The following is a 1,102-nucleotide window of genomic DNA, read 5'->3' on the forward strand; positions in this document are numbered from 1 at the left end:
GCTGTTGTCTGTTGGTTGTACCAGCACGAAATCACCATGAATGATGTTCTTCATTTGGTGATGTGGCAGCAAAATATCATCGTCCTTGCCGACGCTGCCTTCTGGACGTACCCAACCGTGACCATCTTTGTGGCCAATCACGTAACCTTTCACCATTTCAAGTTTTTCAGGCAATGCATAGCACTGACGGCGGGTAAACACCAGTTGACCATCTCGTTCCATGGCACGTAAACGGCGGCGCAACCCTTCGTATTGCTCTTCGCCCGCTAACTTTAAAGCTTCAAACAAGTCATTGCGATTCATTGGTACGCCCGCTTGTTCAAGGAACTCGAGGATGAACTCTCGGCTTGGAATTGGATTTTCGTAATTTTGGGATTCACGATCTGCGAATGGATCGTTTGGAATATTGTCTGACATAGGCACGCCTATCTAGCAAGGAAGGTATAGAGCTAGTATATCTGAGTCTCTCGATAAGCTACAGAATTGCTTTGAAAAAAGAATGATCGAGATCGACTCTGGAACTGCAAATAAACTAAGGGCGAGCAAGCAGGATCAAAAGCTCAGAGTTATCGCTCAGTAAGGATTCAATGGTGCACTCATCCAACTCGGCGAGGAAGGCACTTTTTGCTTTGGCAAGCTTATCTTTGAGGCGACATGCGGGAGTAATGTGGCAAAACTCCACCCCACAATTGACCAAATCTAACGGCTCCAAATCTCGCACGACACCACCAACGGTGATCTCAGACGCTGGCTTCATCAAGCGAATACCACCGTTTTTACCGCGCACGGTATGCACGTAGCCTAGCTGCCCTAAACGGTTGATTACTTTGACCATATGATTACGAGACACACCAAACAAATCCGTCACTTCGGTGATATTGGTCAGCTCATCTTTTGGCAATGATGCTAAGTAAATCAAGGTTCTCAGCGCGTAATCAGTAAAGCTCGTTAACTGCATGTTCTCTCCCAGAGTGCGACTTAATAGCTCAATGTCAGTGACGAAACAACCAACTTACGCTATCGACAAAAGTGTAAATCTTTTCTTGATCGAAAGATACATTTGAGATACAACTTTAAACATGCATTATAAATACAACTTAAA

General features: G+C 44.9%; 2 protein-coding genes. Both read right to left on the reverse strand.

Annotation, left to right across the window (positions count from 1 at the left end; all coding sequences use genetic code 11):
* The coding region (locus R7035_RS25795; protein WP_318146390.1) for a winged-helix domain-containing protein at window positions 1-417 on the reverse strand (417 nt) is incomplete at its 3' end.
* 115 nt (window positions 418-532) lie between these two features.
* Window positions 533-958 (reverse strand): nitric oxide-sensing transcriptional repressor NsrR, encoded by a 426-nt coding sequence (nsrR, locus tag R7035_RS25800; RefSeq protein WP_005460673.1) that lies wholly within the window; start codon window positions 956-958, stop codon window positions 533-535.
* Between the last annotated feature and the right edge of the window lie 144 nt (window positions 959-1,102).

The sequence above is a fragment of the Vibrio sp. 1731 genome, from assembly GCF_033339955.1.
Lineage (GTDB): Bacteria > Pseudomonadota > Gammaproteobacteria > Enterobacterales > Vibrionaceae > Vibrio > Vibrio alginolyticus.

Coding starts and splice junctions, on each gene's coding strand:
- nsrR (WP_005460673.1), bottom strand. CDS start 958: ATGCAGTTAACGAGCTTTACTGATTACGCGCTGAGAACCTTGATTTAC.